Source organism: Olleya sp. KKT75 (assembly GCF_055635485.1).
Genome location: NZ_CM145759.1, coordinates 37018 through 52101 on the forward strand (window position 1 = coordinate 37018; position 15084 = coordinate 52101).

Consider the following 15084-nt stretch of genomic DNA (forward strand, 5'->3'; position numbering starts at 1 on the left):
TTACAATTGTAAGTCTTTTTTTTTGCTCTAAACTCAAAAATAATACACTTAATCGGTAAAAAATGCTTTTCATAAATTGCTGAATAACAATTAAATACGAGTACAAATTACAGTTTATCGTATTTTTATGCGTTTTAAAGATGTTTTTCAGCATATTTTAATTAGTTTAGCGGTCTAACTAAACACACTAGATCTCGTAAATCTATTTCAGATTCCCTAATCTAATTACTATGAAGAAAATTACTTTCGCTCTTATTTTATTACTTACAATTGTACAGACTTCATTTTCTCAAGACCTTTACAAACAAGTCGTAGTAAAAAACACTTCCGCCAATACTTTAAAAGAACTAGCTAATCAGGGTATCGATTTACGTTGTGGTGCTTCATTAACCAAAGAAGGTATTGTCATAGAATTATCTGAAGACGTTTTAAGGAACCTAGATAAAAGTGGCATCAACTATTCGGTAAAAATAGAAGATATGGCTAAATTCTACAGAGAAAGAGCAACCAATGATATGCCAAATGCCATATCTCTTTTAAAGTCGGAAAAAGCCAAGAGCAAGGCTAAGAGACTTCAAGCTTTAGAAAAAAATAGTCAGAATAGATCTTCAATTACAAATGACGTTTTAGGTAATTATTTACAAGACAATAATAACCCTACCGAGATTGATTGGGGAGTCCCTTCTAACTTCAACTTAGGGAGTATGGGAGGCTGTCTTACAGTAAGTGAGACAGAAATTGAAATGGCCAATATGGTAGCTTACGCTACGTCTCTTAATATTATTTCTCCCGTATTAGATGCTTCCAGTGAGACCACCTATGGTAATTCATATACTGGTGGTGGCGCATATAACACATGGCCTGGACAAACCGTTAAATATATTAGAATTACAGGAGATCACTCCGGTTCAGCAGAAGGCTCTAAACCGCAAATTCTGTTTACTTCTATGATTCATTCTAGAGAGTCTGCCAGTTTGATGCAAAACATTTATTTTATGTGGTATCTATTAGAGAATTATAATATAGATCCAGCCATTAAAAATTTAGTAGATAATAATGAGTTATATTTTATACCTATAGTAAATCCGGATGGTTTAAAATGGAATGAAGAACGCGATCCTAATGGTGGAGGACTACAGCGTAAAAACTTACGAGACGGTGGAACAAATAATTCTGAAGTTAGAGGAGTGGATGTTAACAGAAACTTCGATTATTTTTGGGGAGCAGATGGTCAAGCAAGTGGTTCATCAAACATTCCTACAAGTGATACATATAGAGGTCCAAATCCTTTTTCGGAACCTGAATCTAGAATTTTAAGAGATTTTGTATTAGCCCGAAATTTTAAAACGGTTTTAATGCACCACACTGCAGCCAACGGGATACCTCACCCTTATGGAGGTGAGCCTGGTAATGTTTCTGGAAGAGAAGACGAAATGCATAAATGGCATGAAGACATGACTAAATACAATCGTTATGTCTCTGGAGCTACTATTTTTAACCCTGCTAATGGAATTGCAGACGATTGGATGCTTGGTGGACCGGCAGATGGCGGTAATACAACCTCTAACAGTAATAATCCTTATCCAAATGATTCGAGTCCAGCGTCTGTTGGATCTGGACAAAATATTTTAGCGTCTACTCCCGAACATGGACATAGTAGTGAAGGTAGTGCTAATGGTTCCTTTTGGCCAGCACCTTCTAATTTTGTTCCTATATCTAAAAGAGCAGTTCGTATTAATTTAATGAATATCTACTATGGTGGTAAGTATGCAAAACTACAAGACCAGACACAAAGTGACATTAATACATTATCATCAAACATACAATTTGGAATAGAACGTTTAGGACAAACAGATAGTGATTTTACTTTAACAATTACTCCTATCTCTGCCAATATAGCAAGTATAACATCACCTGCTACCCAAACTGGAATGTCTAAATTAGAGCAACGCAATGTTACAGCTAGCTTAACCTTAATCTCAGGTATTCAGCCAAATGAAAAAATTGAATATAAAGCACAATTGGCAAATGGAGATGGAGTTGTTTTTTACGAAACTAATTACGAAAAATATTACCAGCCTAATGTAATGCTAGCCGATAATCCAGATACAGGATCTTTAGCAAACTGGACTGCAACTGGCGGTTGGATAACCACAACTGCTACTCCATTTTCTGGATCAAGAGTTATTAAAGACGGAGCGTCTGTTCCATATAATGATGGCGATACAAAAACCTTAACAACAGCCAGTACTTATGATTTCTCAAGCTCTAGTGAAGTATTGATTCAATTTTATACAAAATGGGATTTAGAACGAAATTATGATTTTGTTGAACTATTAGCATCTACAGATGGTACTACTTGGATACCTGTTGATGGAAATTACAACAAACCAAATGCGGTAACAACTACGAATGATGCCAATTTTTATGGAAGTAAAAACAATACGTCTCATAACTTTCAAAATAGTAATAGTTCTGGTAAAGTCTATGATGGTGATCAAATGGACAAATACGTTATGGAAGAGATTGTTATTAATGCTTCCAATAATAGTTTTTTATATAATGAAACAAATGTAAGTTTCCGCTTTAGAATGCGAACCGATGCTAATAACGGTATTGAAATCTACAATACGACGTTTACAGGTTTTTTTATTGATGATTTTAAAATCATTGGTATAAATACTCCCTGTATGACTACTGTACCAACAAACGTTGCAGTATCAGACATAACCACAGTAACTGCAAAAATTGATTGGGACGCTGTAGCCTCTGCCAATTACGACATTAGATATAGAGAAACGGGTTCGGGATCTACTGGTTGGACTACCGTTACAAATCTTACAACTAACAGCTACCAAATAGCAGGTTTATCACATACTACACAATATGACGTAAGAGTTAGAACACGTTGCAGTACATCAACATCTAGCTACTCTACAATAGAAAAATTCACAACCTCATCCCCTGTCCCTTGTACAGGTAGCTCTATTACTAGTTTCCCATATTCTGAAAGTTTTGAAAACACCTTAGGATTATGGACACAAGACACTACTGACGATTTTAATTGGACAAACAAAGAAGAAGAAACCGATGGAAACTCAACACCTTCTGCTGGGACAGGTCCATCTACAGCATCTGACGGATCTTATTTTTTATATACAGAAGCTTCAAATCCTAATTTCCCTAGTAAAATAGCTAGATTAATTAGTCCATGCTTAGACTTTACAGGCAGAGAAAATGCTTCAATAGCTTTCGACTATCATATGTATGGAACAAATATTGGTGTTTTAACTGTGGATATAAGCACTGATAACGGAGCCAATTACATAACATTAGATACGTATACACTAGCAGGAAGCAAGCAAGTAAGCCATACAGATGCTTGGAAAACACAAAATGTAGATTTATCCACTTTTGATAATCAAACAATTAAACTAAGGTTTAGTGCTACTACCGATTCTGATGCCTCTAGCGGATGGTCTGGAGATATCTCTATTGACAAATTATCAATAACTTCTGATCAAGTTTCGAATTCACCCCCCCCAACTGCTTTATGTCAAAACATAAATATTCAATTAGATTCCACTGGAAATGCTTCAATTGTTGCTGGAGATATTGATGGAGGCTCTACAGATGATGTTGCAATTACCAATTACAGCATTGATATTAACTCTTTTGATTGCAACGATATTGGTACTCCTGTGAGTGTGACTCTAACGGTTACCGATGCTGACAATCAAACAGACACCTGTACCGCACTAGTAACTGTACTTGATCAAATTAAGCCAGATTTAATAAACGTACCTAGCAATATATCGCTATCATGTGGCAACAACAATCCAACTTGGACCTCCCCGACCGCAACAGATAACTGTGATGACTCTTTAACTGTAATCAGAACAGATTCTACAGGATTAAACAGTGGTGACGCATTTCCTGTTGGCAATACTACTATAAGCTATCAAGTCACTGATACTTCAGGTAACACAAAAACAGCGTCGTTTAGTATAAATATTATTGCAGACACCATAAATCCAAATGCCGTAACCCAAAATATTACAATTCAATTAGATAATTCTGGCAATGCTACAATTACGCCTAGCGCTATTAACAATGGATCTTCAGATAATTGCTCAATAGCTAATTTTACTTTATCAAAAGACACTTTTGACTGTTCTGACATTGGTAACAATGTGATTTCTTTAACTGTAACCGATATTAATTCTAATACAGATACCGCAAATGCTACAGTAACAGTAACAAGACAAGACATGCCGACTGCAACAAATTGTTGGGATAATTTTACTTACAGCAACATAACCTGTACTTGGGAAAACAAAGGAACAAAACCAGCGGAACCAACAACAGAATGTTATGAAACTGCAACATTCAATAATACAACGTGTACTTGGGATGTTTCTGGATCTAAACCTGCGGAACCAACTACAGAATGTTATGAAACTGCAACATTCAATAATACGACTTGTACTTGGGATGTTTCTGGATCTAAACCTGCGGAACCAACTACAGAATGTTATGAAACTGCAACATTTAATAATACAACTTGTTCTTGGGATGTTTCTGGATCTAAACCTGCGGAACCAACAACAGAATGTTATGAAACTGCAACATTCAACAATACAAAGTGTTCTTGGGATGTTTCTGGATCTAAACCTACTGAACCAACAACGGAATGTTATGAGACTGCAACATTCAACAATACAACTTGTTCTTGGGATGTTTCTGGATCTAAACCTGCAGAACCAACAACACAATGTTACGAAACTGCGACATTCAACAACACGACTTGTACTTGGGATCTAACGGGAACACAACCTGTGGAACCAACTACGGAATGTTACGAAACTGCAACATTCAATAACACAACTTGTACTTGGGACGTAACAGGAACAAAACCTGTGGAACCAACAACAGAATGCTATGAAACTGCAACGTTCAACAACACGACTTGTACTTGGGATGTTTCTGGATCTAAACCTGCGGAACCAACAACAGAATGTTATGAAACTGCAACATTCAATAACACAACTTGTACTTGGAACGTAGTAGGAACAAAACCTGCAGAACCTACAACTGCTTGTTACGAAACTGCAACATTCAATAATACAACTTGTACTTGGGATGTAACAGGAACACAACCTGCGGAACCAACTACGGAATGTTATGAAACTGCAACATTTAATAATACAACTTGTACTTGGGATGTTTCTGGATCTAAACCTGCCGAACCAACTACAGAATGTTATGAAACTGCAACATTTAATAATACAACTTGTACTTGGAGTGTAACAGGAACAAAACCTGCAGAACCTACAACTGCTTGTTACGAAACTGCAACATTCAACAATACAACTTGTACTTGGGATGTTTCTGGATCTAAACCTGCAGAACCAACTACAGAATGTTATGAAACTGCAACATTTAATAATACAACATGTACTTGGGATGTAACAGGAACAAAACCTGCAGAACCTACAACTGCTTGCTACGAAACTGCAACATTCAATAATACAACTTGTACTTGGGATGTTTCTGGATCTAAACCTGCGGAACCAACTACAGAATGTTATGAAACTGCAACATTCAACAACACAACGTGTACTTGGGATGTTTCTGGAACAAAACCTGCGGAACCAACAACAGAATGTTATGAAACTGCAACGTTCAACAACACGACTTGTACTTGGGATGTTTCTGGATCTAAACCTGCGGAACCAACAACGGAATGTTATGAAACTGCGACATTCAACAACACGACTTGTACTTGGGATGTAACAGGAACACAACCTGCTGAACCAACCACGGAATGTTATGAAACTGCAACGTTCAATAATACAACTTGTACTTGGGATGTTTCTGGATCTAAACCTGCGGAACCAACAACAGAATGCTATGAAACTGCAACATTCAATAATACAACTTGTACTTGGGATGTAACAGGAACACAACCTGCGGAACCAACTACGGAATGTTATGAAACTGCAACATTTAATAATACAACTTGTACTTGGGATGTTTCTGGATCTAAACCTGCCGAACCAACTACAGAATGTTATGAAACTGCAACATTTAATAATACAACTTGTACTTGGAGTGTAACAGGAACAAAACCTGCAGAACCTACAACTGCTTGTTACGAAACTGCAACATTCAACAATACAACTTGTACTTGGGATGTTTCTGGATCTAAACCTGCAGAACCAACTACAGAATGTTATGAAACTGCAACATTTAATAATACAACATGTACTTGGGATGTAACAGGAACAAAACCTGCAGAACCTACAACTGCTTGCTACGAAACTGCAACATTCAATAATACAACTTGTACTTGGGATGTTTCTGGATCTAAACCTGCGGAACCAACTACAGAATGTTATGAAACTGCAACATTCAACAACACAACGTGTACTTGGGATGTTTCTGGAACAAAACCTGCGGAACCAACAACAGAATGTTATGAAACTGCAACGTTCAACAACACGACTTGTACTTGGGATGTTTCTGGATCTAAACCTGCGGAACCAACAACGGAATGTTATGAAACTGCGACATTCAACAACACGACTTGTACTTGGGATGTAACAGGAACACAACCTGCTGAACCAATAACAGAATGTTACGAAACTGCAACGTTTAATAATACAACTTGTATTTGGGATGTCACAGGAGCACAACCTGCTGAACCAACAACAGAATGTTACGAAACTGCAACGTTTAATAATACAACTTGTATTTGGGATGTCACAGGAGCACAACCTGCAGAACCAACAATAGAATGTTACGAAACTGCAACGTTCAACAATACAACATGTTCTTGGGATGTTTCTGGAACACAACCTACTGAACCAACAACGGAATGTTATGAAACTGCAACATTCAACAATACAACTTGCACTTGGAGTGTAACAGGAACAAAACCTGCAGAACCAACTACGGAATGTTATGAAACTGCAACGTTCAATAATACAACTTGTACTTGGGATGTTTCTGGATCTAAACCTGCCGAACCAACTACAGAATGTTATGAAACTGCAACATTCAACAATACAACATGTACTTGGGATGTAACAGGAACAAAACCTGCAGAACCTACAACTGCTTGCTACGAAACTGCAACATTCAATAATACAACTTGTACTTGGGATGTTTCTGGATCTAAACCTGCGGAACCAACTACAGAATGTTATGAAACTGCAACATTCAACAACACAACGTGTACTTGGGATGTTTCTGGAACAAAACCTGCGGAACCAACAACAGAATGTTATGAAACTGCAACGTTCAACAACACGACTTGTACTTGGGATGTTTCTGGATCTAAACCTGCGGAACCAACAACGGAATGTTATGAAACTGCGACATTCAACAACACGACTTGTACTTGGGATGTAACAGGAACACAACCTGCTGAACCAATAACAGAATGTTACGAAACTGCAACGTTTAATAATACAACTTGTATTTGGGATGTCACAGGAGCACAACCTGCTGAACCAACAACAGAATGTTACGAAACTGCAACGTTTAATAATACAACTTGTATTTGGGATGTCACAGGAGCACAACCTGCAGAACCAACAATAGAATGTTACGAAACTGCAACGTTCAACAATACAACATGTTCTTGGGATGTTTCTGGAACACAACCTACTGAACCAACAACGGAATGTTATGAAACTGCAACATTCAACAATACAACTTGCACTTGGAGTGTAACAGGAACAAAACCTGCAGAACCAACTACGGAATGTTATGAAACTGCAACGTTCAATAATACAACTTGTACTTGGGATGTTTCTGGATCTAAACCTGCCGAACCAACTACAGAATGTTATGAAACTGCAACATTCAACAATACAACATGTACTTGGGATGTTTCTGGATCTAAACCTGCAGAACCAACTACGGAATGTTATGAGACTGCAACATTCAACAATACAACTTGTTCTTGGGATGTTTCTGGAACAAAACCTGCGGAACCAACAACACAATGTTACGAAACTGCAACGTTCAACAACACGACTTGTACTTGGGATGTTTCTGGATCTAAACCTGCGGAACCAACTACGGAATGTTATGAAACTGCAACATTCAACAACACAACTTGTACTTGGAATGTAACAGGAACAAAACCTGCGGAACCAACAACAGAATGTTATGAAACTGCAACGTTCAATAATACAACTTGTACTTGGGATGTTTCTGGGACAAAACCTGCGGAACCAACAACAGAATGTTATGAGACTGCAACATTCAACAATACAACGTGTACTTGGGATGTAACAGGAACAAAACCTGCGGAACCAACTACGGAATGTTATGAAACTGCAACGTTCAATAATACAACTTGTACTTGGGATGTTTCTGGATCTAAACCTGCGGAACCAACTACGGAATGTTATGAAACTGCAACATTCAACAACACAACTTGTACTTGGAATGTAACAGGAACAAAACCTGCGGAACCAACAACAGAATGTTATGAAACTGCAACGTTTAATAATACCACATGTACTTGGAGTGTAACAGGAACAAAACCTGCAGAACCAACTACGGAATGTTATGAAACTGCAACGTTCAATAATACAACTTGTACTTGGGATGTTTCTGGATCTAAACCTGCCGAACCAACTACAGAATGTTATGAAACTGCAACATTCAACAATACAACATGTACTTGGGATGTTTCTGGATCTAAACCTGCAGAACCAACTACGGAATGTTATGAGACTGCAACATTCAACAATACAACTTGTTCTTGGGATGTTTCTGGAACAAAACCTGCGGAACCAACAACACAATGTTACGAAACTGCAACGTTCAACAACACGACTTGTACTTGGGATGTTTCTGGGACAAAACCTGCGGAACCAACTACGGAATGTTATGAGACTGCAACATTCAACAATACAACTTGTACTTGGAGTGTAATAGGAACAAAACCTGCAGAACCAACAACAGAATGTTATGAGACTGCAACGTTCAACAATACAACATGTTCTTGGGATGTTTCTGGAACACAACCTACAGAACCAACAACAGAATGTTATGAGACTGCAACATTCAATAATACAACATGTACTTGGGATGTAACAGGAACACAACCTGCAGAACCAACTATGGAATGTTACGAAACTGCAACATTCAACAACGCAATGTGTACTTGGGACATAACTGGAACGCAACCTGCTGAACCAACTACAGAATGTTACGAAACAGCAACCTTCAACAACACGACTTGTACTTGGGAAGTAACGGGAACGCAACCTGCGGAACCAACTACAGAATGTTACGAAACTGCAACATTCAACAACACAACGTGTACTTGGGATGTAACAGGAACACAACCTACAGAACCTACAACAGAATGTTATGAAACTGCAGCATTCAACAACACAACGTGTACTTGGGATGTAACAGGAACACAACCTACAGAACCTACAACAGAATGTTATGAAACTGCAACATTCAACAATACAACTTGTACTTGGAATCTAACGGGAACACAACCTATAGAACCAGAAATAGAATGTAATGAGACAGCTATATTTAATGAGATAACATGTGCTTGGGAAATAACAAATAATGGCCCTAAAAACATCTATTATGCTGACACAGACAACGATGGTTTCGGAGACTTTGTCAATACAATTGAAGCATGTACTCTTCCTGATGGATACACTACAAATAATGAAGATTGTGACGATACTAACGATACCATTTTTCCCGGAGCTACCGAAATTGGAGGAAACGGAATAGATGAAAATTGTGACGGAATGGATGATCCTACTTTAGGAGTAAATGATTTTGAAATAGAAAACATAAACATTAGCCCTAACCCATTTAATTCTTATTTAAGCATAAAACTTCCTTTGGCGTTAAGAAATGAAATGATTACCACAAGAATTTATGATATAAATGGAAGAATAGTTCACAGAAATATATCAACACCAATTAACGGTAAAATCGTTCTAAATAATTTAGAAAGATTAGAACAAGCGCCTTACTTTTTAAGAATTTCTAACTCCAAAAATGTAATAATCCACACTCACAAATTGATAAAATTCTAAACAAAAAAACTCTCAAAAAAGCTAAATATTGATTTATTTAGCTTTTTTTATGCAACAAAAAGTCGTTCAAATACCATAAAATAGGTTGAAATGTAATTTTTTTTTAACACTTAAAATACTGATTATCAATTATTTAAAATTTAAGATATACCGTTTGTCGAATAAAATTGCATTTCAAAGACAAAATACAGTATATTTGACACTTACTATTTAGTCCCTAACTAGAACTTAACCAATTATGAAATTTTTGACCCTCAAAAACACTTTTTTTACAATAATAGCGATTACGTTATTTATTAAAACCTCCAATTCACAAACTACTTTAGGATTTTATGACTTTGAATCTGGAAATCAAGGTTGGACAGGAGGTTCAACAGCGGTTAGAACAAATAACGCAACTTTCGCTTATAGCGCAAATAATAGCTTTTGGCTAAGAGACAATTTAGGCAATAATTCTGCCATGACTTCCCCATCGTATAGTTTATTTCTTTATGATAAAATCGATCTTAAGTTTTTCTTTACAGCATACAGCATGGAAACTGGAGAAGATTTTTTTGTTGAATACAATAGTGGAGGATTAGGTTCAACTTGGGAAACAGTAAAGCGATTTGTAAGCGGAAATGTATCTGATAAATCTGCTGACTTTCAACGCACTAATTCTGTTATTTATTATAGTAAAACAGTAACATTAATGGCTACAGACTTTAGCTTCCCAATATTACCAACTGGACAATTTAGAATCCGATGTGATGCAAGTGACACAAATGATTATGTAATGGTGGATGACATTTCAATAACTGGTACTACTTATAACACTCCAACTAATGGACCAGGCGGTGTAACTAATAATTTAGACCTATGGCTAAAAGCAGATCAACTTGATGGTACAACTTATGGTTCTGATGGCGCAAATGTTACCAAGTGGTCTGATAATGGAAAAGGAAATCATGCAGAAGTGGTTAAAACAGGTCAAGAGCCAGTATACCGAAATAATAGTGGTAAAAACATGAACTTTAATCCTGTGATAGAGTTTGAAAACAACAATAACACTTCAGGCTCTGACATGACCTATCTAACAAATAGAGATGAGTTAAAAGGAACAGGAGGTTTTAACACCAATGATTTTTTTGTTGTATTAATGCCAGATCCAAATATTACAAGTTCTATAATACCTCTAGATACTTTTACTAGCTCTGACCCATTAGCAGAAAGCTATGCCGAAGACGTTACTGGATTTGGTTACGGATCTTATACTGCACGTTTAAATAATGAACGCCTAACATATTGTATCGGAACAACAAGTGAAACATCTTCAAATCCCACTGAAAATGGATATGCTAGATCAGACACTAATTCATCAACAGATTATAATCAAATTCAAATTGTAAACATTAGACAGAATGCTAGTGATACTGATATGGAATTATATTTTAACGCCAATCAAGTTGGGAACGAAACAAATGATATATCCAGATATGCCACGATAAACAATGGAAGATATTGGCTGGGCCGAAGTCAATATTGGAATGGTAGTTTTGATGGTCGTATTGCTGAGGTAATTACATATAACTCAAGAAAATCTGATAACAACCTAACACAAGAACGCAATAGAATACAGTCATATTTAGCTATAAAATATGGAATAACGTTAGGTATAAATGGTACTTCTCAAGATTATGTTGATAGTTCTGGAAACATAATATGGGATCAATCTGAAAACTTAGGCTACAATTATGACATAACAGGAATAGGTAGAGATAATGACTCCGAGTTAAATCAAAAGCAATCTAGAAGTGTAAATGACAATACTGATGGCGCCGGAAGAATCCAAGGTATTCTTACAATGGGACTAACTGATTTACATGATACAAATTCTACAAATATTAACACCAACTCTACTGCGTTTGGAGATAAAGAATTTTTAGTTTGGGGAAATAATAATGCTAGTTTAGACGCTGCACCAAATGTTATATCTGTAGACATGAGCTCAGGAATTTCAGGTTTATCTACTCCTGTTAGTTTTCTTGGTATGCAACGTACTTGGAAGGTTGTTGAGAATGGTGGAGACATTTCTGAAGTAAAAATTAGAATTCCTCAAAATGCAATTAGAAATATTAGCCCTCCGGGTAATTATTATATGTTTATTTCAGACACACCTGTATTTGACCCTACTGCAGATTACAGAATCATGACCATTAATGGTACTGATCTTGAAACAAGCTACGATTTTGATGGTACAAAATATATCACTTTTGGATACGCGCCTCAAGTAGAAGTCGTGCGCTCTGTATATTTTAATGGTACTACAGACTTTATTGACATGGAAGACAATTTGGATTTAAATCCTTCAGGCTTTACTATATCTGCGTGGATAAAAAGAGACGCAGCTGACACCGGGACTAAATCAATTGTTTCAAAACGAAATAATCCTTTTACAGAAGGTTATGACTTTCAAATTTTAAATAATAACAAAATTAGAATGTATTGGAAAAATGGATCCAATCAAACATTAACTAGTTTTACTCAAATCCCTGATAACGAATGGCATCATGTTGCTGCAATTTACAATGGAACAAGAATCTATTTATACATTGATGGTGTTTTAGATAGGTCAATAAACAGATCTGCACCCTTAAGTACTACTAATTCTTTTCATGTAGCTTCTGCTGCTAAAACAGGTACAACACAATTTTTTAGAGGAAATATTGATGAAGTCCGTGTTTGGAGCACCGCTTTAAGCGTAAACCAATTACGTTATATTATAAATCAAGAAATTAAACAAAATGCAGCCTTTGTTTCTGGTAAAGTATTACCATCAACAATTACAAATAATGAAACCGCAACGCTAGCTTGGAATACACTGGAAGGATACTATCCAATGTCCATCTACACATACACCAACACTAATGATGCATCAGGTAACAATAGGCAAGGTGCTTTAAGAAATCTAAATACTGTAGATTTCCAAACTGCTCCACTACCCTATTCTTCTAAATCTAACGGAACTTGGACTAGTCATAATACATGGACCAATGGGGACAAACAATACATTCCAGGCTCTGCATCAATTGTAGATTCAGATATAACTGTAGACTGGAACATTGTACAAACAAGTCATAATATAACCATGGATAACGCCAGTTTACCTACTAACAATAATAGCAACAGACGTGTATTAGGTATGGATGTTCAAAGCAATACGCTAATGCTAGATGGTACTACAAGTCTAAGAACTGGAAATGGCTTAACTATAACACATTACTTAAAATTAGATGGTAAAATTGATTTACAAGGTGAATCTCAATTAATTCAATCTTTAAATAGTGATCTTGATGTAACTAGTTCTGGAACGTTAGAACGCGACCAACAGGGTACAAAAGATTTGTTCACATACAATTATTGGTCTTCTCCAGTAGGTGTTGGTAATACAAGTACAAATAATAATGCTTACACTTTACCACAAGTATTTAAAGATGGTACAGATCCTAACAATCCAATAGACATAAATTTTATAACTAGCAGTTATGATGGAACAACAGGAACTCCAATAGGAATTGCAGATTATTGGATTTGGAAATACTCTAATCAATCAGGCGCTTATGCAGATTGGCAACATGTAAGAAGTACAGGTACTTTGATTTCTGGAGAAGGGTTTACCTTAAAAGGGGTTACAGATACAAGCGGAAACGTTTTATTAGAACAAAACTATGTTTTTAACGGAAAACCAAACAACGGTAATATTACACTACCAATAACAGTTGGTAATGAATATTTAGTAGGTAACCCATACGCTTCGGCTTTAGATGCTAATCAATTTATAATGGATAATGCACCTACTATTGAAGGCGCAGGAAGCACTACTGGAACATTATATTTCTGGGAACATTGGGGAGGTGGTTCTCACAACCTTGCAAATTACCAAGGAGGTTATGCTACCTATAACTTATCAGGATCTACTCCTGCTGCCAGTTATGGAACTAATGACCCACTAGTTGGGACAGGCGGAACACCGGTTAAACTGCCTGGGCGTTACATCCCTGTTTCTCAAGGTTTTTTCGTTAAAAGTGAAAACACAGGAAACATTAGGTTTAATAACGGTCAACGTGTATTTGAAAAAGAAGGAGCTTCCTCTGTATTTGTAAGAACCTCTGACACTAATGCAACTAGTGATGTTTATAATTCTGATGACCGCTTAAAAATTAGATTAGGTTTTAACTCGGTTAACAATTTACACAGACAGTTATTAGTTACTGAAGATGCTAATGCTACTCCAGGTTACGATTGGGGTTATGACGGAGAAAACAACGAATCTCAAATGGATGATATTTATTGGATGATTGAAGACAACCAGTACATAATACAAGGTACAAATACCATTAACGCCTCTACGATATTACCATTAGGAGTACATACAAATACGGACGGAGAAAACACTTTTGTAATTGATGCTTTAGAAAACACACCGGAAAACATGGAAATTTACATCTATGATACAGTAACCAACCTATATCATGATATTAAACAGGATACGTTCTCAATTTACCTTGCTGCAGGTGCTTATACAGATCGTTTTGAATTAAGATTCAGTCAATCTGAAGTGTTGTCTACAAATGAATTTGATATTGAAACAACAATACAATTTTATTATGCAAATAATTCCAATACTATTGTAGTTAACAACCCTAAGTTAGAAACTATCAAATCTGTGAGTTTATTTAATATAATTGGACAGGAAATTACTGTTTTTAATGACTTTGAATCTATAGATTTAATCGAATTAAAAACAAATGTAATAAGTACAGGCACCTATATATTAAAAGTAAAAACTAACGATGGGACATTCTCTAAAAAGGTTTTAATCGAATAATAAAAGGTTACAAAATTTTTTATATAAATAAAAACCCAAAACACTTGTTTTGGGTTTTTACTTTTAAACCATTCAACTGTATTAAAAAACACTTAAACGTCTAAACAAATCACAAAGCAGTAT

The 15084-nt window shown here is 36.1% G+C and carries 2 protein-coding genes; both read left to right on the forward strand.

Features of this window, described 5'->3' with window-relative positions; genetic code table 11:
- Window positions 1-230: 230 nt before the first annotated feature.
- The gene (locus ACZ2G2_RS00230) at window positions 231-10094 is read left to right on the forward strand and encodes a M14 family zinc carboxypeptidase (RefSeq protein ID WP_470393335.1); all 9864 of its coding nucleotides are present in this window, start codon (window positions 231-233) and stop codon (window positions 10092-10094) included.
- Window positions 10095-10332: 238 nt separating this feature from the next.
- A complete protein-coding gene (locus tag ACZ2G2_RS00235) occupies window positions 10333-14961 on the forward strand; it encodes a DUF8202 domain-containing protein (RefSeq protein ID WP_470393337.1) in 4629 nt (1542 codons plus the stop codon).
- Window positions 14962-15084 lie beyond the last annotated feature (123 nt).